The organism is Leptospira weilii serovar Ranarum str. ICFT, from assembly GCF_000332415.1.
GTDB classification, from domain to species: Bacteria; Spirochaetota; Leptospiria; order Leptospirales; family Leptospiraceae; genus Leptospira; species Leptospira weilii_A.
In genome coordinates this window covers 39,884-61,740 of record NZ_AOHC02000052.1, presented here as the reverse complement: position 1 = coordinate 61,740, position 21,857 = coordinate 39,884, and the positions used below count along the sequence as shown (strand labels likewise).

The 21,857-nt window shown below is 40.9% G+C and carries 23 protein-coding genes and 1 pseudogene; all 24 read left to right on the top strand.

The features are described 5' to 3' along the window. Positions 1-8: 8 nt before the first annotated feature. Positions 9-899 carry a TIGR04325 family methyltransferase gene (locus tag LEP1GSC060_RS16795; RefSeq protein ID WP_003009872.1) on the top strand — a complete coding sequence of 297 codons (891 nt, stop codon included), beginning with the start codon at positions 9-11 and terminating at the stop codon, positions 897-899. Then, on the top strand, positions 896-1,924 hold the full coding sequence (locus LEP1GSC060_RS16790) for a glycosyltransferase family protein (protein ID WP_003009375.1): 1,029 nt from the start codon (positions 896-898) through the stop codon (positions 1,922-1,924). Before LEP1GSC060_RS16795 ends, LEP1GSC060_RS16790 begins: the two co-directional genes overlap by 4 nt. A gap of 155 nt (positions 1,925-2,079) precedes the next feature. Continuing rightward, positions 2,080-2,511: a sugar 3,4-ketoisomerase gene (locus tag LEP1GSC060_RS16785; RefSeq protein WP_036096931.1), complete on the top strand. Its 432-nt coding sequence runs from the start codon at positions 2,080-2,082 to the stop codon at positions 2,509-2,511. Continuing rightward, entirely contained in the window at positions 2,508-3,593 is a 1,086-nt protein-coding gene (locus LEP1GSC060_RS16780; RefSeq protein WP_003009532.1) for a DegT/DnrJ/EryC1/StrS family aminotransferase, read from the top strand. Before LEP1GSC060_RS16785 ends, LEP1GSC060_RS16780 begins: the two co-directional genes overlap by 4 nt. A gap of 150 nt (positions 3,594-3,743) precedes the next feature. Then, a complete protein-coding gene (locus LEP1GSC060_RS16775; RefSeq protein WP_003009932.1) occupies positions 3,744-4,529 on the top strand; it encodes a glycosyltransferase family 2 protein in 786 nt (261 codons plus the stop codon). A 307-nt stretch (positions 4,530-4,836) separates the two neighbouring features. Then, positions 4,837-5,676: a glycosyltransferase gene (locus LEP1GSC060_RS16770; protein ID WP_003009471.1), complete on the top strand. Its 840-nt coding sequence runs from the start codon at positions 4,837-4,839 to the stop codon at positions 5,674-5,676. A 279-nt stretch (positions 5,677-5,955) separates the two neighbouring features. Beyond that, on the top strand, positions 5,956-7,713 hold the full coding sequence (locus tag LEP1GSC060_RS16765; RefSeq protein ID WP_036096929.1) for a glycosyltransferase family 2 protein: 1,758 nt from the start codon (positions 5,956-5,958) through the stop codon (positions 7,711-7,713). Continuing rightward, positions 7,698-7,880 (top strand): annotated as a pseudogene (locus tag LEP1GSC060_RS21060) (hypothetical protein). Before LEP1GSC060_RS16765 ends, LEP1GSC060_RS21060 begins: the two are co-directional and overlap by 16 nt. 91 nt (positions 7,881-7,971) lie before the next feature. Then, a complete protein-coding gene (gene rfbC, locus LEP1GSC060_RS16760) occupies positions 7,972-8,532 on the top strand; it encodes a dTDP-4-dehydrorhamnose 3,5-epimerase (protein ID WP_003009748.1) in 561 nt (186 codons plus the stop codon). Positions 8,533-8,535: 3 nt separating this feature from the next. Beyond that, positions 8,536-9,456, top strand: coding sequence for a dTDP-4-dehydrorhamnose reductase (gene rfbD / locus LEP1GSC060_RS16755; protein WP_003009327.1), 921 nt, complete (start codon positions 8,536-8,538; stop codon positions 9,454-9,456). Then, complete coding sequence (rfbB, locus tag LEP1GSC060_RS16750; RefSeq protein ID WP_003009724.1) at positions 9,453-10,502, top strand: dTDP-glucose 4,6-dehydratase; 1,050 nt, start codon at positions 9,453-9,455, stop codon at positions 10,500-10,502. The genes rfbD and rfbB overlap by 4 nt, the downstream gene beginning before the upstream one ends. Further along, positions 10,503-11,387: a glucose-1-phosphate thymidylyltransferase RfbA gene (gene rfbA / locus LEP1GSC060_RS16745; RefSeq protein ID WP_003009449.1), complete on the top strand. Its 885-nt coding sequence runs from the start codon at positions 10,503-10,505 to the stop codon at positions 11,385-11,387. Positions 11,388-11,713: 326 nt separating this feature from the next. Further along, positions 11,714-12,682 (top strand): glycosyltransferase family 2 protein, encoded by a 969-nt coding sequence (locus LEP1GSC060_RS16740; RefSeq protein WP_003009876.1) that lies wholly within the window; start codon positions 11,714-11,716, stop codon positions 12,680-12,682. A gap of 5 nt (positions 12,683-12,687) precedes the next feature. Next, positions 12,688-13,623 (top strand): glycosyltransferase family 2 protein, encoded by a 936-nt coding sequence (locus LEP1GSC060_RS16735; protein ID WP_003009525.1) that lies wholly within the window; start codon positions 12,688-12,690, stop codon positions 13,621-13,623. Between the two features lie 103 nt (positions 13,624-13,726). Then, a complete protein-coding gene (locus LEP1GSC060_RS16730) occupies positions 13,727-14,566 on the top strand; it encodes a glycosyltransferase family protein (RefSeq protein ID WP_003009886.1) in 840 nt (279 codons plus the stop codon). Between the two features lie 14 nt (positions 14,567-14,580). After that, on the top strand, positions 14,581-15,996 hold the full coding sequence (locus tag LEP1GSC060_RS16725) for a DASS family sodium-coupled anion symporter (protein ID WP_036096920.1): 1,416 nt from the start codon (positions 14,581-14,583) through the stop codon (positions 15,994-15,996). Between the two features lie 200 nt (positions 15,997-16,196). After that, positions 16,197-16,451: a hypothetical protein gene (locus LEP1GSC060_RS16720; RefSeq protein ID WP_003009762.1), complete on the top strand. Its 255-nt coding sequence runs from the start codon at positions 16,197-16,199 to the stop codon at positions 16,449-16,451. Between the two features lies 1 nt (position 16,452). Then, positions 16,453-16,887, top strand: coding sequence for a TA system VapC family ribonuclease toxin (locus LEP1GSC060_RS16715; protein WP_003009425.1), 435 nt, complete (start codon positions 16,453-16,455; stop codon positions 16,885-16,887). Positions 16,888-17,738: 851 nt separating this feature from the next. Continuing rightward, on the top strand, positions 17,739-18,914 hold the full coding sequence (locus tag LEP1GSC060_RS16700; RefSeq protein WP_420805498.1) for a CapA family protein: 1,176 nt from the start codon (positions 17,739-17,741) through the stop codon (positions 18,912-18,914). Positions 18,915-18,977: 63 nt separating this feature from the next. Continuing rightward, positions 18,978-19,253: a 30S ribosomal protein S6 gene (rpsF, locus tag LEP1GSC060_RS16695; RefSeq protein ID WP_036096915.1), complete on the top strand. Its 276-nt coding sequence runs from the start codon at positions 18,978-18,980 to the stop codon at positions 19,251-19,253. After that, positions 19,246-19,686 carry a single-stranded DNA-binding protein gene (locus LEP1GSC060_RS16690; protein WP_036096914.1) on the top strand — a complete coding sequence of 147 codons (441 nt, stop codon included), beginning with the start codon at positions 19,246-19,248 and terminating at the stop codon, positions 19,684-19,686. Before rpsF ends, LEP1GSC060_RS16690 begins: the two co-directional genes overlap by 8 nt. Positions 19,687-19,697: 11 nt before the next feature. Further along, positions 19,698-20,012, top strand: a complete 315-nt coding sequence (gene rpsR / locus LEP1GSC060_RS16685) for a 30S ribosomal protein S18 (protein ID WP_003009547.1) — start codon at positions 19,698-19,700, stop codon at positions 20,010-20,012. A gap of 9 nt (positions 20,013-20,021) precedes the next feature. Further along, the gene (gene rplI / locus LEP1GSC060_RS16680; protein ID WP_003009773.1) at positions 20,022-20,471 is read left to right on the top strand and encodes a 50S ribosomal protein L9; all 450 of its coding nucleotides are present in this window, start codon (positions 20,022-20,024) and stop codon (positions 20,469-20,471) included. Between the two features lie 17 nt (positions 20,472-20,488). Then, positions 20,489-21,817 carry a replicative DNA helicase gene (gene dnaB, locus LEP1GSC060_RS16675; protein WP_003009921.1) on the top strand — a complete coding sequence of 443 codons (1,329 nt, stop codon included), beginning with the start codon at positions 20,489-20,491 and terminating at the stop codon, positions 21,815-21,817. Positions 21,818-21,857: the final 40 nt, after the last annotated feature.

Here is a 21,857-nt window from a genome sequence, read left to right as displayed (position 1 = left end):
TATCCCTGATGAATTCAAATTTACGAATATACTTAAAAAAACTGATCTATAAACTTTTACCTCCGATTTTTTTCGATTTACTGAAGTTTGCTCGAACTCGATTGAATACACGAGTAAAGTTCGGGAAACAACCCGGGTCTCTTCGCATCGGCTTTAACGGCATCTACGAAACTTGGGAGGAGGCGGCGAAATTATGCGGATCTTACGATTCGGAGAAAATCATAGAAAAGTGTAAACAGTCCGTTTTAAAAGTGAAACAAGGTCATGCCGCTTATGAGAGGGATTCGGTCCTATTCGATAAGATCCAGTATTCTTGGCCCTTAACATCCGCATTACTTTATGCGGGAACGATGACAAACGACGAGTTGAACGTTTTGGATTTTGGAGGTTCTTTCGGTAGCAGCTACTATCAGAATCGAATTTTCTTGCAAGGGATGAGAGCGTTGTCTTGGAATATCGTGGAACAATCGAATTTTGTACAAGTGGGCAATGCGTTTTTTAAGGACGATATCCTTCATTTTTACGATTCAATCGAAGCTTGTGTAAGGGATCGAAAAATTAACGCATTTTTAGCTTCGAGCTCCTTTCCGTATATCAAGGATCCGTTTGCCTTAATCAAAAAGATAATCGATTACGAATTTCCTTATATTATAATAGATAGAACTTATTTTATCGATTTGCCGAAGTCCGTCGTGTCCGCTCAACGAGTTTCTCCCGAAATTTACGAAGCGTCGTATCCGGCTTGGTTTTTTAACTTTGAAGAATTTGTTTCTTTGTTCGATAAAAAATATAAGCTGGCGGCCGACTTTAACAGTTATTTACAAGCCGTAGAAACGTTAGACGGAATACCGACTAGAGAAATGGGAATGATTTTTGAAATCAAAGATATCGGAAAATGAAATATCTTTGTACTCTATTCGATTTTAATTATCTACCTTTGGGACTATCTTTGTATGACTCCATCGGTCGTCATTTCGGGGATTTTCATCTTTGGATTCTTGCAATGGATGATAAAACTTACGACTTTCTTAAAACGCATCCACTCGAACACGTTACGGCGCTTTCCTTGAACGAAGTCGAGTCGGGGGATGTTTTGGTCGCAAAAGGAAACCGAACTTGGCAGGAGTATTGTTGGACACTTTCTCCGGTTTTACCGTCTTACGTCTTGGCAAAAAATCCGAACATCAATCACATCACTTATTTGGATTCGGATATATATTTTTTTTCCGATGTGACTCCGATTTACGATGAGATTGGAAAACATTCCGTCATGATTATCCCGCATCGATTTCCGGATCGTCTCAAACATCTCGAGGCAAACGGAATTTACAACGTGCAGATGGTTTATTTCAATCGGGATGAAATCGGAATGAAATGCCTCAATCGTTGGAGGGAACAATGTTTAGAATGGTGTTATAATAGAGTTGAGGACGGTCGTTTGGGAGATCAAAAATATCTGGATGTTTGGCCTCGGACGTATGAAAACGTGTGTGTATTAAAAAACGAACGATCCGGCGTAGCTCTTTGGAACGTGGAAAAATATACGGTTCGATTGAGAGACGGAAAGATTCAAATCAATGGAAGTCCGCTTATATTTTATCATTTTCATATGTTTAAATTCTATTCGGGACAAATTTACGGAACCGGAATTTCAACTTACAATTTGGAATATACAAAGTTGAAGGTAATATACGACACATACGTGACTCAATTGAGGGAAGTCGTTTATCGTTTTGATCTAAAATTAAAAAGTTTGAATATTATGGAAATCTATAATATGGTGGAGGCAAGGAATTTTTACTCCCCTTCCGTTTGGATCGAGGTTTTTTGGAAAGTTTTCTTTTTCGGTCTTGTGCTTGCAAAAAGAATGTTTTTGTCTGGGCGGAATCGTTTCCGAAAAATTCAGAGTAAATTTTTACGATAACCGGATTTTGCGGGCGAGTGGACTTTTAAATTGCCTCGAGTTCGATTCGCACAGGATATTCTGTAAACGTTAAATAAAGAGTCGCAACTTTTTACGTTTTTTGATTCCTTTGCGAGAACGGACGGATCATTGAGGATTATACTTTTTAAATTTATATGGATGAAATCACAGTAAAAAATTCAGGTTACGTTCATTTGAAAAAAATTCACGATGATCGAGACGGGAACTTGGTCATCATGGAATCTTTGCGCGATATTCCTTTCGAGATCAAACGTATATATTATATTAATAATCTGGAAAATTCAGTGAGCATGCGAGGTCTCCATGCTCATAAAGAAATTGAGCAGGTTATTTTTTGCGTTAGTGGAAGTTTTACTTTGAAACTAGACGACGGACTGACGAAACAAAAAATCTTTATGAATAAAGATAATTTGGGAGTGATTTTGGGAAAAATGCTTTGGCATTCCATGGAGGGATTTTCTTCGGGTTGTGTCCTTTTGGTTGTGGCTTCCGATTATTATAGGGAAGACGATTATATTCGAAATTATTCCGATTTTATTCAATTAGTCGGTAAAAGTCCCGTATGATCGAATACGAAAATTTACGTTTAGCGAATGCGCCGTACTTTGAAGAATATAAAACGCGGCTTTCGAAAGTCATTGAAAGCGGGTGGTATATATTAGGGCGGGAAGTCTCCGACTTTGAAAATCAATTTACCGAATACAACGGAAACCGACATTGTATCGGAGTCGGAAACGGACTGGATGCGTTGATACTCGCCCTGAAAGCGTTAAACTTAGAGAAAGGTTCCGAAATCATCGTACCATCGAATACTTATATCGCTTCGATCCTGGCGATTTTACACGCAGGTTTGAAACCGATTTTAGTCGAACCTAATTTAAAAACTTATAATATTGATCCTAAAAAAATTGAAGAGAAAATCAATATTAGAACAAAAGGGATTCTGATCGTCCATCTGTACGGCAAGCCGTGTGAAATGGATTTGATTTTAACGATAAAGGAAAGAAATAATTTATTTTTAGTAGAGGATTGTGCGCAGGCGCACGGAGCTTTGTATAAAGGCAAGAAAACGGGAACCTTCGGGGAAATAAACGGATTTAGTTTTTATCCTACTAAAAATTTAGGAGCGATCGGGGACGCAGGCGCCGTTGTGACGGATAACGACCAATATGCGGAAGCTATTCAAAAATTGAGAAATTACGGTTCGTCGATCAAATATAAAAACGATTTACCGGGATACAATTCCCGTTTGGACGAATTGCAGGCGGCAATCCTAAGTATCAAAATTAAGTATTTGGATACGATGAACGAACATAAAAGATCTTTAGCTCGGATTTATCTTGAAAATCTAAAGGAAGATTTTATCAAACCGTTCGTAACGGAAGAGACGTACGACGTATATCATATCTTTAATATTCGCCATACGAAACGAGATGTTTTAAGGGAATATCTGTTGAAAAACGGGGTAAAAACGGAAATTCATTATCCGATTCCGCCTCATCAACAAGTCGCGATGAGGGGAATGTTGGAAGAAGGAGAATTTCCGATATCCGAGGAAATCCACAGAACAACGTTAAGTCTTCCGATTTCATCTTTCCATACTGCGGATGAAATTTATAAGGTCGTAGAGATTATAAACAAATTTTAAGTTGGATAAAAATTTTAAGAAAGGGCTTCGATAAAAAACGAATGAAGCGTCTTTACAAAAATAAAGTTGCAAATTTTTAAGATATTACATTATAAAATTTGAATATTTTATAAAAGAATTTCAAAACGTATTTTCAATAAGCTTCGATACATGACTAAACAAGAACCGAAAATTTCGATTGTGACCATTAATTATAACGATCGTGTCGGTTTGGAAAAAACCATCCAATCCGTGCGGAGTCAAACGGGTTTGGATCGATGCGAGCATATTATAATCGATGCAGCTTCCAAGGACGGGAGTTTGGATGTGATTTTAAAGTATGCCGATCAGTTTTCATTTTGGATTAGCGAACCGGATAAAGGTATTTACGACGGCCAAAATAAAGGAATTTTAAATTCGAAAGGTGATTATATTCTTTTTATAAATTCAGGAGACGTTCTTGCAGACGAACATACTCTTTCTAAAATCCTTTCACACGAATTAAATGCCGACTTGATTTATGGAGATATGTATATTGAATCAAAAGACGGTCGTCATCGTTTAGGTAGACAACCTTCTACAATGACGTTAAGACATCTTTTGCTCGATACGATTTGGCATCCGGCTTGTTTAATCAAAAAGGAGTTATTTGAACGACATGGATTATACGATCTTAATTTTAGAATTGCTGCGGATTACGAATTTTGGTTAAAAGTTTTTTCATTCGGCGTTTCAACAAAATATATTCCCGTGCCGTTCTCTCGATTTAATTTGGAAGGATTGAGTTCCGCGCCTCAAAATCAAAATTATCTTCGCCAAGAGAGAAAAAAGGCCCAGTCTTTTTATTTTAATCGTATAACTTTATTCTTATATAGAGATATTCCTAAGACAATCAATACAATGTTTTTTTTTATGGAACTTCTTTTGAGAAAAACTACGAAAAGTTTTTTTCAGTGATTACTGATCTTTATATAATAGAGTATCATGAATTTTGAAACGAATCCTCGTTTTAAAGACGGCATTCCGGACAGTCTATTATATAACTCTGAGGAGAGGAGAATTCAAAAATACCTTAAAGTCGACGAGCAATAAAACTCGTAGACGTACGATCGTTTTTTGGATTGAGTTGAAGATTTTCTAAATTTCCGAAATCAAGTAAAAATACTTTCTGATTTTCGTCCGCATTTTCTTAGTTTTCAACCGTCTACCATAAACTGGGAAGACGTTTAGCATTTTACCTTATTTGAATATAGATTATAATAAAATGAATCCCCTCGTTTCCATAATCATCCCGTGTTACAATTATGGAAAATACATCGATCAAACAATCCAAAGCATTCAGGAACAGACTTATAAGAATTGGGAAATCATCATCGTAGACGACGGATCGAACGACGAGTTCACGATTGATATCCTCAAAAAACTCGAAAAAACATATACCGTAATCAGAATCGATCAATCCGGCCCGGCTGCGGCGAGAAATATAGGAATCAACCGGGCCAATGGAGAGTTTATACTTCCTCTTGATTCCGACGATATCATTCATAAGGATTATCTTTTGGAAGCGATGTCGGTTTACGCGAAAGATCCTTCTTTCGGAATCGTGTATTGCGAGGCCGAATTTTTCGGTTCCACAAAAGGAAGATGGAATCTTCCCGACTATCGGTTTCCGGAAATACTTTTGGACAATTGTATTTTCGTATCGGCGGTTTTTAGGAAATCCGATTGGAAGGAAGTCGGCGGATTTAATCCGAATATGAAAAACGAGTGGGAGGATTTCGATTTTTGGCTTTCTCTAATCGAAAGAGGACGTAAAGTTTATAGAATCCCCAAGGTTTTGTTTTATTATCGGATCGGACATTCGTCCCGTTCCCGACGATCCGTCGATCATTTTCTACCTTTGTATATGCAGTTATATGAAAATCATAAAGGATTATATTCCGAGAATATTCAATTTTTATTTCAAAGGCACTTGAGGGCGAAAGAATTGGAGGATAAATTCGCAATTTTAACCGAAAATTCTTTCGTTTATGGTTTTACAAAAGTATGGATCAACTTGCTGAAGTATTTCTTTTTACTCAAGAATAAATTTTTCGGGTCCTAATTCGGAACGAATTCAAATTCCCTAATGATCTTTTGAAACTTCCGTTCCGGAGATTATCGGTTCTAAAATAAAAAACGGTTTTTGCGGATAAATTCTGAATTGGGTTCCAAAATTTCCGAATTCTTTCGACGCTGAGCTCATTTTGAGGCATTGGAACAAGTTCTAAATCGATTCCAAACGGTTTTCTTTTCGGATGGATATCGGTGCCGTTCGGTTCTCAACCAATCCCTCGTCGGAAATTTCAAAGACGGGAAAAACTGAGTAATTTATAAATTTTATATGAAGATATTGATTCAAAAAATCTTTTATTTACTAAGGCAGTATCAATATTATTTTTTTCTCTATTCCTCAAGAAACGATATTCAAAAATCAAAATATTCGTATCAACCTTTGATCAGCGTAATTGTACCCGTTTATAACACAAAAATAAATCATTTGGAGGAAATGGTTCGCTCGGTTTTGCGGCAATCTTACGAAAACTGGGAGCTGATCCTTCTGGACGACGCCTCTCCGAAACTTGAGCCCGGTGAATTCTTAAAACAGATCAGTAAGACCAATCCTAAAATTCGTTATTTTCGGACCGAGAAGAACGGCGGGATTAGCATCGCTACAAGCAGGGCTTTGGAATATGCGACCGGAGATTATATCGGCTTTTTAGATCACGACGATACGCTTACAAAACATGCGTTAACCGTAATCGTGAATGCTTTGCAAGGGGAAAAAAATCGGCCTGAATTTCTTTATTCCGATGAAATTTTTCAATCTAAAATTCCAGGTATATTTTCCCTTTCCACAAAACCGGATTTTTCCGTGGAGAAATTAATTTCCCACAATTATATCTGTCATTTCGTAGTCGTCTCGAGGAATTTGATTCGAAAGATGGGCGGGTATCGGGAAGGTTACGACGGCAGTCAGGACCACGAATTTGCGCTTCGTGCGTGTAGGTATACGGATCGGATTCGAAGGATACCTTATTTTTTATACGAATGGAGATTGCATGGAGAAAGTTTTTCCAAAACAAAAGCTGAAATTTGCGAGAGAAGTTCGAAAAAAGCGATCACCGAATTTTATAAAGATTCTTCCGAGGTTCTGGAAAAAATCGTTCCGGGTTATTATCCGTTCACCTATCATCCGATCCGGAAGTTAAAACCGGTTAAACTGATTTCCGTTTTCGTGTTCGATATCGAATCTACATTAGTAAACGGTTTTGAAGATATTTATAATATGATTCGATCGGTTCCGGATTTTCGATTGGAAATTCTTTTGTGTGTTGAAAAAAAACGGGCGAGTTTTGAAATTCCTAAATTCGTTTTGAAAGAATTCCAAGATCGCGTTCAATTTAAAATCCTTGAGCGAATCGATTCCGATTTTTCCGCTAAGAACATCAATTCGATTGTGTCCGATACGAAAGGCTCCTATATTTTATTTTGGAATCCTTTTTTTAAACCGAAGAACGAAAATTGGTTGTACGAGTTGCAACAACACGCGCAGGCTGAGAGGATAGGCGCGGTTTGTCCGATCATTTTGAATCAAAAGAATGAACTTATCTATTCCTCCCTACTTCTCGGAAAAAAAGGATTTATCGGTGTTGCGGGTAACGGAATCTCTGCGACCGAAGCTAAAATTTGGTCGGGTGAATTTATCGAAAAGAACGTTTCGGCGATTTCGCGTAACGTGTTTCTGATTTCTCGAAAAAATTGGGATTTATTAAACGGACTTGACGAATCCTTTCAAAACGACTATTGGGACGTGGATCTCTCTTTAAGACTTTTGGAGAAAGGTTTCAGAATCGTAAGTAATCCTTTTTCAAGTTTTGTCTCTTCCTTCACGCCCAAAAAATCTTTTCAAGAGTATAATCCCAAGTATAAAACCGGTCGATTGGATCGCGAGTTCCTAATCAAAAAATGGGGAAATGTTTTGGAATCGGATCGATTCTATTCTCCCCATAGTGATTTGATTGGTCGTGATATGAGGCCCAAGAATTTAATTCATCTTTTTGAGTACAAGATTTGGCGGAAGAGATGGACGCGAAGTTAGAAGAGGAATTCAATCGAGTTGTCGAAAAATTCAATAGTCGCGATTAACAAAACCGCTTCAGTCGTCCATTTCAATGGAACGGAAACAAATCGAGAATTAATTTTTCAACAGCTCTAATACGAAAGTTCGTCCATTTGAATTTCTCGTGTCTCTATGAGAAGCGATAAAATTTTGATCGCGAACATTGGAAAGTAAGATTTCATGGTAATCGTAGAGTTTGAATTATAGGTTTCTTGTTTTCTTTAAAATTAAAAATCCATGTTATTTAAAAGATTTCCAATCGAAGGTCCGGTTCTGATCGAACCGAAAGTGTACGGAGACGAACGGGGCTTCTTCTTTGAAACCTTTAAGTCCTCCGTTTTTGAAAGGGAAAACATACCGACTCACTTTTCCCAAGACAACCATTCACGATCTTCTCGCGGAGTTTTGAGAGGAATGCACATGCAAATTCCTCCTTACGAACAAGGTAAGTTGGTGCGTGTGGTGAGAGGTAAAGTCGTGGACGTAGTAATCGACATTCGAGTCGGTTCTCCAAGTTACGGAAAATGGGTTTCCGTCGAACTTTCCGAAGAGAATAAAAATATCTTTTGGGTTCCGCCCGGATTTGCTCACGGCTTTATCACCTTGGAAGATAACACGGATTTCTTATATAAGGTAACGAGCGAATACAATCCGACGAAGGAAGTGGGCATTCGTTGGAACGATCCCACGTTAGGCATTCCTTGGCAAACATGGTTGCCTGACGGGGAACTCATCTTATCCGGGAGGGATCAGGAAACCCCTCTTTTTGCGGACTTCAAAAGTCCATTCGTATATTAGAATATGATTTATTACACCGGAAAAAACGGACAGGTAGGTTGGGAGTTAGCCAAACGCCTCCAATCCGTTCCGATGGAATCGACGGGTTTCGGTCGGGAGGAATGGGATCTAGCGGATCTGAGCGCGGTCGAGCGGATTTTGGAAAAAGCTCCCAAAATCCTGATCCATTGCGGGGCTTATACCGCCGTGGACAAGGCCGAATCGGATTCGGAAAACGCATATAAGATCAATTCCTTATCGGTGAAAAGGATCGCGGAAGAATGCCGTAAAAAAAAGATTCATCTGATTTATGTATCCACCGATTTTGTGTTCGATGCGAATTCTAAAACGATAGGAGATCCGATCGGTTTTTGGAAACCGAATTCGCCCCTTTCTCCGAAAGGCATTTACGGTTTATCGAAGGCGGAAGGAGAAGAATGGATTCGAAAAATTTTTACCGATTCTATTCAAACGAACATCATTCGTACAAGTTGGGTTTATTCCGCGCACGGAAATAATTTTCCGAAAACGATTCTAAGGCTTTTGAACGACTCCGATCGACCCGAATTAAGGGTGATCGAAGATCAATTGGGCCGACCGACTTGGGCCGGAAGACTTGCCGACTTTATAATATTCCTAATTCATGGAATTCTAAAAGGGGAGTCGTATCCTCAAGTCCTGCATTTTTCGAATTCGGGAATCGCGAGTTGGTACGATTTTGCGGTTGCGGTTCGGGATATTTCGTTTTCCTTGTCGTTGATTGAAAATTTAAAACCGATCTTTCCGATTCCTACGGAAAGTTATCCCACACCCGCGCCAAGGCCTAGATATTCGATTTTAGATTTGGATGAAACTCGAAAAATTTTCGGTTCTGTTCCGCATTGGAAGGAAGACCTAAACCTTTGTCTGAAAGAACTCGCTGCAAATTCCGGAAAAATGATATGAAGAAAATATTGATCACTGGAGGGGCCGGTTTTATCGGTTCCAATTTCGCACATCTTATCTTAAACGATACCGAAGAATATCGGGTCATCGTATTTGATAAGCTTACTTATGCGGGAAATCTGAAAAGTCTGGATGTTTGGAAAAAGGATCCTCGATTTATTTTTGTAAAAGCGGACATCGCAAACAAAGAGGATGTATTTTCGATCTTTAAGGAACATACATTCGATTACGTCGCGCATTTTGCGGCCGAAAGTCATGTGGATCGTTCCATTTCGGGTCCGGAGGAATTCATCAAGACGAATGTTCTCGGAACTTTTTATCTTTTGGACGCGGCTCGTTTGCAATGGAAAGGTTCTTACGAAGGAAAGAAATTCCTTCACGTTTCAACGGATGAAGTATTTGGCACGTTAGGCGATACTGGATATTTCACCGAAGAAACTCCCTATGCGCCCAACTCTCCTTATTCGGCATCCAAGGCCGGTAGCGATCATATCGTACGATCTTATTTTCATACGTATCATATGCCGGTCGTAACGACGAATTGTTCCAATAACTACGGTCCTTATCATTTTCCGGAAAAGTTGATTCCCCTGATGATTTTAAATTGTCTGCACGGAAAACCTCTTCCGATTTACGGAGACGGAAAGAATATTAGGGATTGGTTGTATGTTAAGGACCACTGTGACGCCTTACGTGCCGCTTTGTTCCAAGGAACGCCCGGCGAAACGTATAACATCGGAACACGAAACGAGAAGAAGAATATCGACATCGTAAATTCCATCTGTTCGATTATGGACGAGTTGCATGTTGCCGGAGCGCCTCATTCCCGATTGATTCAATATGTAAAAGACAGACCGGGACATGATTTTCGTTATGCGATCGATCCTTCCAAAATCGAAAAAGAACTCGGCTGGAAACCGAAATTCGCTTTTGAATCGGCCCTTAGAGAAACCGTTCGGTGGTATTTGGACAACGAATCCTGGTGGAAGGAAATTCTCTCCGGCCAGTATAAGGAATATTATGAAACTCAGTACGAGAAACGTTAGATGAAATCTAGAAAAGGAATTATATTGGCGGGCGGTTCCGGAACCAGGCTTTATCCGGTTACACAGGTCGTATCCAAACAACTTTTACCGGTTTATGATAAACCGATGATCTATTACCCCCTAACAACGCTTATGCTAGCGGGTGTTCGAGAGATATTGGTGATTTCAACGCCTCAGGCGACCCCGATGTACAAGGAACTTTTGGGGGACGGAAAGCAGTGGGGAATCGACATCGAGTATGCGGTTCAACCCGATCCGGGAGGATTGGCGCAAGCGTACTGGATCGGAGAAAATTTCGTCCAAGGTCATCCTTCCGTTTTGATTCTCGGAGATAATATTTATTTCGGTCACGATCTTTCTCCCTTATTAAAATCCGCCTCGGAAAAAACTTCCGGTTCAACCGTATTTGCGTATCCCGTTCACGACCCGCAGCGATACGGAGTCGTCGAATTTGATTCCGATCGACGTGCGATTTCGCTCGAAGAGAAACCCGTTAAACCGAAATCCAATTACGCGGTAACAGGATTGTATTTTTATGACGAAGAAGTCGTAAGTATAGCCAAGTCCATCCAACCCTCTGCGCGTGGAGAATTGGAAATCACGGACGTAAACAAAGTTTATCTGGAACGCGGAACGTTGAACGTTCAAGTGATGGGTCGCGGGTTTGCGTGGTTGGATACGGGAACTCACGAATCTCTTTTAGAGGCCTCCGTGTTCATAGAAACGATCGAAAAAAGACAGGGTCTTAAGGTGGCGTGTCCGGAAGAAATCGCCTTTCGAAAGGGATTTATCGACGCAAATCAGCTTGAACGATTGATTGCCCCTCTTAGGAAGAACGGCTACGGAGAATATCTGACCAAGGTGCTTCACGAAAAGATCTATTGAAGGTCGTTGTTAAACATTAGAGTTGTTGAAAAATAAATTCTTGAATCGGCTTGTATTGTGTGGATCGGGCGATTCAGGCGATTTTTATTCTCAGGGAATAACCGTTTTTCAACAACTCTATTCAAATTAAAAGATTCATTTGATTTCCGGGAGGAAAAGGGTTTAACATTCAAATTCTTGAAATCGGAAAACCTGCGATCGATCGGAGTTTTCGTCTAACAAAATGAAATCGATTCGTAAGCGTAATCGTTTTAAAAAAAGGAAAAAATCCGTTTCCTATTCGACGTTGGATCGGTTTCCTTTTTTGAAATTCGTTTTTTTATTCAATGGAAAATTATAATATTATAACAATCACATACAATTCCGAAAAATATATATCCTCTCTGGACGCTTCCGTAAGACTCCCTTCCAATTGGAATTGGGTGATCTGGGACAATCATTCTCAAGACAATACCCCTCTTTTGTTGAAACAACTTCCAAAGAATGATCGTAAATTCATTCATTGTGGAGATAGGAATTTAGGTTTTGCGGGTGGAAACAACGAAGCGGTCAAGATCGCGCCTAAAGGGGATTGGATTTTATTCATCAATCCTGATTCCCGTTTGAGCGACGATTTCTTCAAAGAATGCGAGCGGACCTTGGAGTCCAAGGGAAAGGACTATTCCATCGTATCGTTTTTGATGCTCAAAGAAAATCAAGACAAGCTTATAGACGGAGCGGGCGATGTGTATCACGTTTCGGGAGCCGCCTGGAGGAGAGGTTACAAACAAATTCTTTCGGAAGAATATTTGAAGGAAAAGGAAATCTTTTCCGCGTGCGGCGGTGCGATGGCGATTAAGACCTCCGTTTTTGAAAGGTTGGGGGGGTTCGATTCCGATTTTTTTTGTTACATGGAAGACGTGGACTTGAGTTTTCGCGCGAGACTGATCGGAGAAAAGGCGCTTTTTACGCCGAATATAAGGGTTTATCACCACGGATTCGGATCCACGAAAGAACGAAGTTCTTTCTCCCTCTATTTCGGTTTAAGAAACGCGTTAGTCGTTTATTGGAAAAATATGCCATTGAGTTATAGCTTGTATTACTTCTTTCATCATTTTCTTTTTTTCGGAGCGAGTATTCTCTATCATTCTATTTTTACGAGTCCGAAAATTTTGGGAGTTCCTTTCGGATTTTTACGGATGTTCCCGGGATTGATTCGTAAAAGGCGGGAGATCGCTAAAATTCGCGCGGGTCGGTATGAGGAAATCGTAAAGTTGATGGATCGGAAATGGTTTTCTCCTTTCCGTAGAAAATAAACTTCATGTCCGAAAATTTTTCTCCGTTAGCCGTCATCGTAACGTATAATCCGAATTTTTCCACAACTCTGAAAAATATTGGAAATTTGAATTCAAACGGCGTTCCCGTTTTAATCGTGGACAATCATTCCAAAAACGTATCCGAAATTCGTTCTTCAACAGGGAAACAGAATATTCTGATGGAGAACGGCGGAAATTTCGGATTGGGAACCGCGCTCAATCAAGGAATCGAATACGCACAAATCAATCGATATTCTCACGTTTGGTTGTTTGATCAGGATAGTCTTTTGGAATCGTCCGGGATACGCGTTTTTTTACAAAGAGTCAAAGAGTATGAAGTCAAAGAAAACGACACACGAAGAATCGAAGGATACAAGTCCGAAAACGATACGGGGAAAATCGCTTCCTTCGGCCCGAACATTTTCGATACGATCAAAAACCGTAATATTTACGGCATTCAAGAAAATGAAAACGGAATTTTGAACGCTGAATTTATCATTACATCCGGAAGTTTTTATTCGCTGAAGGTTTTGAACGACGTAGGTCCGATTTACGAGGATTTTTTTATCGATTATTTGGATTACGAATGGTGTTTTCGGGCGAATCACAAAGGTTACGTTCACAAAATCGTCTCCGAAACCAAGATGGATCATTCGATCGGAAACGATTCCAGAAATATATTAGGATTTTTTAAAGTAGCAATTCATTCCCCCTTTCGCTGGTATTTCCTTTTTCGAAACGGGATCTTGATGTGTAAAATGCCGCATGTCCCTTTTCGGTTTAAATTAGAGGTGATTTTGAAAACGTGTTTTCGTTTTCTGATCCTCCCTTTTTTTTCGAATTCGATTTATCAAACCTATCGTCATATCTTCCGGGGAATCCGGGACGGAATCACAAAAAAAGAATCTTCTTTTTATAAAAAATTATTGGGCCTGCCGTAAGAGGATGAAATTTAATTTTTTCCGGTTTTATTTTTGTCGGAAAGGAAAAATTGAAATTTAGAGTTGCGCGGTTTGGAATTAAAATCTGAATGAGGATCGTATTTTGAATTTCGGCATAACCGTCTCGATCGTATTATATAAACCTAATTTAACGATTTTTAAAGAATCATTCGAGTCCCTTTTGGACTCCGTCTCTTATCAAATTTCCCGTACTTCGCAATCGATTCGATATAAAATCGACGTATTGGATAATTCCCCTTTTTACGGAGAGAATGTAAAGGCGATCTTGGACGACTTATCGAAGAGGTTTTTATCCGATAAACGCGTAGAATTTCAGTATTCGCATTTTCCCGAAAACCCGGGTTACGGCGCCGCCAACAATCGTTCTATATTAAAGTCGGATAATGTATTTCATCTGGTTCTCAATCCGGATATTAAGATGATTCCGGAAACCTTGACGTTATGCGCTCATTATCTGGACGAACATCCGGATTGCGACGCGGTTGTTCCCTCCGTTTGGGATTGGGAAGACGAGGAACGAAACATGCAGTTTTTGGTTAAATCCTATCCGACCGTTTCCGTACTTTTTCTGAGATCTTTTGCCCCGAATATTCTTAAAAAAACGTTTCAAAAACATTTGGACAAATACGACCTCAAAGAAAGGGATTGGAATCAAATTCAAGAATCCGTTCCTTTGGTGAGCGGTTGTTTTATTTTCGCAAAAACGGAATCCTTAAAGAAAATCGGAGGGTTTGACGAAAAATTCTTTTTGTATTTCGAGGATTTTGATCTTTCGATGCGTTTGCATCGGAAGGATTATTTTCCGAGGATCCGAATTTTTCATAAGGGCGGAAATTCTTCTAAAAAAGGTTTTTTACATATTCGCTTATTTGTAACTTCGGCGATACGTTTCTTCATGAAATTCGGTTGGAAAGTAATTTAGAATATTATAAAATTATGCGAAATTTAGGAAATCAAAATGCACGTAATTTAATTTCGATTTTATGGACAACGTTATTTATAGGGATTTTATTTTTAATTCAAATTCGTTTTTCAGTTCCTTTGAACGTCGCTATTATGATTTGTATTTTCGTTTTGGCCGCCGTTTTCTGGGTGACCGAACCGATTCCGAGTTACGCCGTTTCGATCCTCGTCATTTTCCTTGAAATTCTTTTTTTTGCAAATCCGCTCGGAATTGCGGAACTAACGTTTTCTCGAAATAAAAATCCAAGTCCGATCGTTTTTCTTTCTTCCTTAGCGGACTCTTCGATTATTCTTTTTTTAGGCGGTTTTATATTGGCAAAGGCCTGTATAAAAACCGGGTTGGATCGATTTCTGGCAAATCGAATCATTCGTAAATTTGGCGTTAAGAGTCACCGAGTGCTTCTGGGTTTTATGATAACGACCGGCTTTATTTCCATGTGGATGAGTAACACCGCGACCACTTCGATGATGATCGCTCTTTGTTTTCCGTTGTTTCAAATCCTACCGGAAAAAGAACCGTTTAGAAAGGCTTTGATCCTCGGAATTCCATTTGCGGCGAACATAGGAGGAATCGGAACGCCGATCGGTTCTCCGCCGAATATCATTGCGATGGGAATTCTTAGACAACAAGGAATCGTTGTTTCTTTCGGAACCTGGATGCTTTTTGCGGTTCCTCTCGTAGTCGTATTGATAGGGTTTGCTTGGGTTCTTCTTTTAAAACTTTTTCCTGAAAACGGTTCCTTGGATTTGATTGTAGAATTTCCGGAACCGGCAGGCGGGAGCCAATCCTTTCCGTTCAGGACGACTTCCGCGATTTTTTTAGGAACCGTCGCTCTTTGGTTCACCGAAAATTTACACGGGATTCCTGCGGGGGTGACCGCGTTATTACCGTTGATACTATTTCCCGCATTCGGAATTTTGAATGAAAAGGACATCAATTCCTTGGATTGGTCGGTTTTACTTTTGATCGCGGGCGGGATCGGAATCGGAATCGGTTTTCAACAAAGCGGGTTGGATCTCTGGTTTTCAGAAATTTTGAAACCCATTACAAAACCGGAATATGCAGTAAGTATGTTGTTTCTTCTCTGTATTTTAGCGCTTCTTTTGAGCACGTTCATGTCCAATACGGCGGCTACGAATCTACTCGTTCCGCTCGCATTTCCGCTTTCGGCGCTCGTTCTTCCCGGATCGAACCTTTACCTCTTGGAGGTTTGTTTGGGAATCGCTCTTTCTGCATCTCTTGCCATGTCCCTTCCGGTAAGTACTCCTCCGAACGCGATCGCTTACGCGGTTGGCGGTTTTGAAATCAAAGATATGATTCGAGCCGGCTTGCCCGTCGGAATTTTCGGTTTGATTGTAGTCCTCGCGGGATATTTTATATTTTTGTAATTTATTTTTCTTTGATTTGTTTCACAAACCCCTCCTTTAAAGTCCCCCTTTACCCCCTCTTTACTCAAAGTTTTTGAAAAATCGAATCGTGGATGGATCGGTTTTTGAGTAAAAATTTTTAAAAATCGGACCTAAAAAAGTCAATACGCCGGATAAATTTGCTTGAAAAATCCCCATATTTACGGGACAATAATGATGTGATGAAAACTACGTTGGAAATACCGGATCTATTGTATAAAAAAGCGAAAGTGAAAGCCGCAGAAAGGGGAATCTCCATGAGGGCCTTGTTTATTGAGGCTTTGGAGCACAATCTTAAAGTGGAAGAGGCGGTCAAAAGAGAAAAGGCGGCGTCTAAACTCGCAACCAACAGTTACGGATGGCCCGTGCTTTCCAAAAAGAAAGGCGTAAAAGTAACCAACGAAATCATCAATACAATCATGGAGGAAGAAAATTAGAATGGGATATCTTTTGGATGTAAACGTTTTGATCGCTCTGAGCGATTCCAATCATACCTTTCATGAAAAGGCTTGGCAATGGTTCGATCGAAAAGCGAAAAACGGTTGGTCGACTTGTCCGATCACTCAAAACGCTTTGGTTCGAATTATGAGTCATTCCTCCTATCCGGGAAGTCCGGGAGGAGTCGAGGTCGCTTCTGCGATTTTACATTCCCTCTTAAAAGTAAAAGGGCATCGATTTATTCCGGATAACATTTCGATCGATTCTCCTTCGTTTTATCTCAACGTCGTTTCCGTAAGTTCCAAACAACTTACGGATATTTATCTTTTGGCTTTGAGCGCTAACCATAAGATAAAATTAGCCACTTTCGATTCTAAGATTCCTTACGATGCGATCGATCGGGGAAAGGAACATTTGGAATGGATCGCGGCTTAGTCGTTGTTTTGTAGACGAATTCGCGAATTAGGCTTCTACGGGAAAATATTCTATTTGTCCCCGCTATCGATCTGATTCCGGCTCTTAATCCCGTGGACGCGGACCGATCGAGTTATAAATATTCAATCAATGGAATATTCTAAAAATAAAATATTATAGGAATTGTATGTAATTTCTCTATCGTTATTTTTTTTTGTTCCCGCGGAGTGCGATTTAGGGAATGAATTTTCGATCGAACACAAGTCGAAAGATTTTGTTTTAGAGTTTGTCCGCCAACCGTCCGATTTTATCGGAATGGCCGCAAATCTCTGCGATTGTTTTGAGTTTTGGAACAGGCTCTTAATTTAAAAATCTGTTTTTTTGATTCTTCCCATTTGGAGTGTCGGCATTTCTGTGTCAATGAAACTATCCGAGCGCGAATTTTTCCTCTTTATGAAAGAATTTTTGAATATGTTAAAACGAAAAGAAACGGTTTATTGATTTTATGGGGATCAAATTCATAAAACAAGTTCCTCACTTTGTCGTCGTGAAGTTTGAACCCAGCGATTTTTCCGGAAAACAAATCCGTAACCAAAGAGAGGAATGTGAAACCATTTCCCATTCTGATGTGAGTGATATCGGAAATAAAAATTAGAAACTGCGATCTTTCATTTAACACCGAGTTCGGATCGGAGAAATTTATCTTTTTACATTGGACCCGGAAGAGCTTGATTCCAAACTTGCATGATTCTTCCTAAAGTGTTCTTCTTTTCGATCTTACCCAATTACGATCCAAAAAAAAGATCTTTCCAATCTCGGACAAATTGAATACTTTACCTTCAGTGTCTTTTTCTTATCATCGGAAATACAGAATTCTTTTTTTCTGGATAGGTTTTCTTTTTTTCTCCTGCCAATTTTCCTTTTTAAAAAATTCTTCTTCCGAAGACACAACTTCCGAGTCTACTTCCGCTTTTTCCATTCTTCAAGACAAGATCGATTCCGTTTTACATCCCGAACACAATCACGATCCTGAGTTACTCAAGGTCCTCGCGGGCGGGGATGTAATGTTCAATTGGGGGATTCGAGATACGATTCAGAAACACGGAGAAATCGCACCCGTAGAAGGTCTGAAATCCCTTTTCGGAGAAGCGGATTTTAGAATGGTCAATCTCGAAACTCCCGTCGTCGCTTCCAAAACGGAAGAATCCAAAAAGGCTTATATCTTTACCGCTCACGAAAAGGATTTGGATTCTCTCAAATTTTTGGGAGTGGATATGGTTTTTCTCGGAAACAATCATTCCTTCGATCACGGACATCAGGGAATGAACGAGACGTTAGATATATTAAATAAAAATAATATTCTAAACGTAGGCGCCGGAAAAAAACTTCCGGACGTTTTGGATCCTCTGAATTTAAACCTGAAAGGCACCGACCTGCGGATCCATTCCGTAACGGCCATTGCGGAACAGGCTCATTATGCGACTCCGACGAAGTCCGGCGTGGCTCCTTTTTTGCTTCCTTCTTTGCAGTCTGCGTTTTTTGAAAAACGTCCTATCCGTTCTAAAAATCATTTTCCTCCCGTTCGAATCGTTTCTTTGCACTGGGGAGTGGAATATTCCCCCGTTCCGACCGTCGATCAAAGAAAGATCGCAAGAGCGCTTATCGATTCCGGCGTAAAGATCGTGATCGGCCATCATCCTCACATTCCGCAGGGAGTGGAGATTTATAGAGGAGGGGTGATTCTCTATTCTTTGGGAAATTTGATTTTCGGAAGTAGGAACTCCTATCTCAATCACAACCTGATCGCCATTCTCCATATCCGTCGTAATCGTTTGGAACGGTTGGAATTGGTTCCGATTTTCGGAAAGTTCCAAAAAGAAGATCATAAAATCCGTCCCGTAACGGGTCCGGAGGCGCAGGAGTTCCTACACGAGGTTGCGGTTCTTTCTGCGGAGTTAGGCACCCAACTCCGAGTGGAAGGGGATCGGGCCTTTCTCGATCTTCCGACAAATTCTCCCTTGACCCCGGCCTCTCAGCGCCAAAAATAGGCTAAATTATCGGTTCTTCTGCTCGTCGCAAACGTAGGCGGGCTTTAACCATAGGGGAAACTTTTGAGAAATTACGAACTCACCACCATTACACGCGTGAGCTCTAGGGAAGTTGCAAAGTCCGAAGTTCAGGATACTTTGAAGAAATTTTCCGTGAGTGTCACCTCCGACGAAGATTGGGGCCAAAGAAAACTCTGGCATCCGATCCAACACGAAGAGCAGGGAATTTTCCACCACTACAAATGCAGCGCGGATCCGAACGCCATTGAAAAAGTGGAAAAGGAATTCCTAATCAACCAGAACATTTTGCGTTCCATGGTTGTGCGCCTCAATGGCTAATGATATCAACAGAGTGACTCTGGTCGGCCGCCTAACGCGGGACCCGGAGTTCAAATCGATCAACGGGACTTCTCTCGTAAACTTCTCCCTGGCGAATGGCCGGACCTATGTGTCTAACGGAGAAAAAAGGGAAGAGTCTCATTTCTTCGATTGTGAGGTCTGGGGAAAACCGGCCGATATCATGCAACAATACTGCAAAAAAGGAAAGCAGATTGCCATTGAAGGAAGATTGAAACAGGATACATGGGAAACGCCCGAAGGAAAAAAAGCGTCTCGGATTCGAATCGTCGTGGAGAATTTTCAATTCCTCGGTTCGAGAGACGATTCTTCTTCCTCTCCGAGAGAATCCTCTTCTTCCGGAGGAAATTCTTATCCATCCTCTCCGGAATACTACAGCCCTGCGCCGGATGGCGACGACGACATACCGTTTTAATGAGGTAATTTATGAGCGAGAATGAAATCAAAGAAGAACGTTCCGAAAGACCGGAACCCAGCGAATCATCTTCCGGAGAAATGGAAGGGAAACCGCAGAGAAAACAGAACAAATACAAGAAAAAAGTCTGCCGTTTTACGGCCGATCCGGAACTTGCAAAACAAATCAATTATAAGAACATCGAACTTTTGGAAAGATTCATTACCAATCGCGGTAAAATCATCCCGAGAAGAATCACGGGAACCAGCGCTCGTTATCAAAGAGTTCTTGCCCGCGAAATTCGCAAAGCAAGAAGTATCGGTCTTCTTCCTTACAAGGTGAACTGAGGTACCAACATGAGAGTGATCTTACAAAAAGACGTTATCAACCTCGGAGATGCAGGCGACCTGAAGGAAGTAGCCGACGGTTACGCCAGAAATTTCTTATTTCCGAAACGGCTCGCGGTTCGCGCCAACGAAGGAAACACAAAAGCCGCTCTTCACCAAAAGAAATTGGGTGAACTCAAAAAAGAAAAACGTAAGAAATCGATGGAAGGTTTTTCTTCAAACCTGAACGGGAAAGAATACGATATCCTCGTTAAAACCGGCGGGGGTGAAAAATTATTCGGAGCCGTAACTCCGATGGACGTCGCTTCCATCCTGAAAAAGAACGGTTTCGAATTGGATAAAAGAAAGATCGAAATCGCGGAGCCGATTCGCAGCTTGGGTTCTTATAAAATCAAGATTCGTCTTGCGGAAGGAATTCAGCCTGTAATTACTCTCCACGTCAAAAAAGAAGAAGAGTGATTTTTCTTTAAGGGACCATGCAGTCCGACTCCTTATACGAACCGGAATCCGAAAGGGCCTTTTTAGGATTCCTGCTTCTCAAAGGAGCGGACAATCTCATCGACATTCCGGTCGCTCCCGAAGATTTTTATGTGGATCTCCACAGAAGGGTCTATCGGGGGATCGCCGATCTTGTGGACAAACGGATCACAATCGATCCTGTTTCCGTCCTGAACTTTCTCAAAGAAAATTCTCTCCTCAAAGACGAGGAAAAAGAATTCAATTATATCTATTCTCTTTACCGGGATACGGTAGTCACTCAACCTCTTGCGTATTACGCGACCCGAATCAAACGTTTTTCGGAACGGAGAATGTACGCCAAGATTCTTCAGGAATCTTTGGAACTCATCCGCAAGGAACCCGGCGACAACGAATCCGTTTTCAATACGGTTGAAAAAAATCTCACCGAAATTTCGAGAAACATAGACGCGAAAGGTCTGCTTCCCGTTTCTTCGGACAAGGTTGCTCTTTCCGATTACATCATGGAAATCATGAAGAATCGGGGACAGATCACCGGTCTTCGCACCAACTTTACCAAACTCGACGAGGCGACCTCCGGTCTCAAAGAACACGAACTCATGATCCTCGCGGCTCGTCCCGGAAACGGTAAGACCACGTTCGCTCTCAACATAGCGTCTAACGTGGCCTTGGTCTACAATCAACCCGTGGTCATCTTTTCCCTCGAAATGAGTCGGATCGAACTCCTTCTCAAGATGGTCTGCGCCGATTCTCAAGTGGAATCGATGAAACTCAAAAAATCGGAACTCACTCGCGCGGACGCTCCCAAACTTTTGGAGTCCATCGTTCGGGTTACCGCGGCTCCGATCTACATCGACGACTCCGGAGGTTTGACGATAGACGACTTCAAAGGCAGAGTGCGTAAACTTCTCACCACAGAAAAGATCGGTCTGATTGTCGTGGATTATCTTCAGCTTATGAGCGATCCGAAAAACAAGGACGGGGGTCGTCAGCAAGAGGTCGCTTCGATTTCCCGTTCTCTCAAACAGATGGCAAAGGAAGCGCGATGTCCGATCATCGCACTTTCGCAGATGTCCCGCGCGGTGGAACAAAGATCCAAGGACCAAAAACCTCAACTCTCCGACCTTAGGGAATCGGGTGCGATCGAGCAGGACGCCGATATCGTTTCGTTTATTTATCGGGAAGAAAAGGTAAAGGGAGAAGACGAGATCAGTCCGGAGATGCGAGGTAAGGCGGAAATCATCATCGCTAAAAACCGCTCGGGCCCTATCGGTTCTTTTCATCTTGCCTTTAGGCCCGAGCTTAGCAGATTTGATAATATAGATTAATCATAGACCGGTTTTAAGGTCTTTTATAGGAAACGGAAAT

Coding starts and splice junctions, on each gene's coding strand:
- LEP1GSC060_RS16795 (WP_003009872.1), top strand. CDS start 9: ATGAATTCAAATTTACGAATATACTTAAAAAAACTGATCTATAAACTT.
- LEP1GSC060_RS16790 (WP_003009375.1), top strand. CDS start 896: ATGAAATATCTTTGTACTCTATTCGATTTTAATTATCTACCTTTGGGA.
- LEP1GSC060_RS16785 (WP_036096931.1), top strand. CDS start 2,080: ATGGATGAAATCACAGTAAAAAATTCAGGTTACGTTCATTTGAAAAAA.
- LEP1GSC060_RS16780 (WP_003009532.1), top strand. CDS start 2,508: ATGATCGAATACGAAAATTTACGTTTAGCGAATGCGCCGTACTTTGAA.
- LEP1GSC060_RS16775 (WP_003009932.1), top strand. CDS start 3,744: ATGACTAAACAAGAACCGAAAATTTCGATTGTGACCATTAATTATAAC.
- LEP1GSC060_RS16770 (WP_003009471.1), top strand. CDS start 4,837: ATGAATCCCCTCGTTTCCATAATCATCCCGTGTTACAATTATGGAAAA.
- LEP1GSC060_RS16765 (WP_036096929.1), top strand. CDS start 5,956: ATGAAGATATTGATTCAAAAAATCTTTTATTTACTAAGGCAGTATCAA.
- rfbC (WP_003009748.1), top strand. CDS start 7,972: ATGTTATTTAAAAGATTTCCAATCGAAGGTCCGGTTCTGATCGAACCG.
- rfbD (WP_003009327.1), top strand. CDS start 8,536: ATGATTTATTACACCGGAAAAAACGGACAGGTAGGTTGGGAGTTAGCC.
- rfbB (WP_003009724.1), top strand. CDS start 9,453: ATGAAGAAAATATTGATCACTGGAGGGGCCGGTTTTATCGGTTCCAAT.
- rfbA (WP_003009449.1), top strand. CDS start 10,503: ATGAAATCTAGAAAAGGAATTATATTGGCGGGCGGTTCCGGAACCAGG.
- LEP1GSC060_RS16740 (WP_003009876.1), top strand. CDS start 11,714: ATGGAAAATTATAATATTATAACAATCACATACAATTCCGAAAAATAT.
- LEP1GSC060_RS16735 (WP_003009525.1), top strand. CDS start 12,688: ATGTCCGAAAATTTTTCTCCGTTAGCCGTCATCGTAACGTATAATCCG.
- LEP1GSC060_RS16725 (WP_036096920.1), top strand. CDS start 14,581: ATGCGAAATTTAGGAAATCAAAATGCACGTAATTTAATTTCGATTTTA.
- LEP1GSC060_RS16720 (WP_003009762.1), top strand. CDS start 16,197: ATGAAAACTACGTTGGAAATACCGGATCTATTGTATAAAAAAGCGAAA.
- LEP1GSC060_RS16715 (WP_003009425.1), top strand. CDS start 16,453: ATGGGATATCTTTTGGATGTAAACGTTTTGATCGCTCTGAGCGATTCC.
- LEP1GSC060_RS16690 (WP_036096914.1), top strand. CDS start 19,246: ATGGCTAATGATATCAACAGAGTGACTCTGGTCGGCCGCCTAACGCGG.
- rpsR (WP_003009547.1), top strand. CDS start 19,698: ATGAGCGAGAATGAAATCAAAGAAGAACGTTCCGAAAGACCGGAACCC.
- rplI (WP_003009773.1), top strand. CDS start 20,022: ATGAGAGTGATCTTACAAAAAGACGTTATCAACCTCGGAGATGCAGGC.
- dnaB (WP_003009921.1), top strand. CDS start 20,489: ATGCAGTCCGACTCCTTATACGAACCGGAATCCGAAAGGGCCTTTTTA.